Here is a 229-nt window from a genome sequence, read left to right as displayed (position 1 = left end):
CGGTAACTCATGAAACCTAAAACGAACCCTACTACAGATATTGGCCGCAATAGTAGCCTTTATTTTATGATAGGTTTGCCCTCGGTTTTGTTTGCAACATGGCAATCATTTGAGGTCAAGACCTACGACAAGCAAACGAACGTTTCGGAAGGGGTTCAAGTGATGGACGATCTTAAGGAAGATGTCCCCATTACCGCAATGGTTCGTACAGCAACGCCACCCCCTCCAC

The 229-nt window shown here is 46.3% G+C and carries 1 pseudogene; it reads left to right on the top strand.

Features of this window, described 5'->3' with window-relative positions:
* Nucleotides 1-9 precede the first annotated feature (9 nt).
* A pseudogene (locus ACRHOZ_RS21755) lies at nucleotides 10-229 on the top strand (energy transducer TonB); the annotation flags it as partial.

Source organism: Flagellimonas flava (genome assembly GCF_050617915.1).
Classification (GTDB): Bacteria; Bacteroidota; Bacteroidia; order Flavobacteriales; family Flavobacteriaceae; genus Flagellimonas; species Flagellimonas flava_A.
This window is presented reverse-complemented; position numbering and strand designations above follow the sequence as displayed.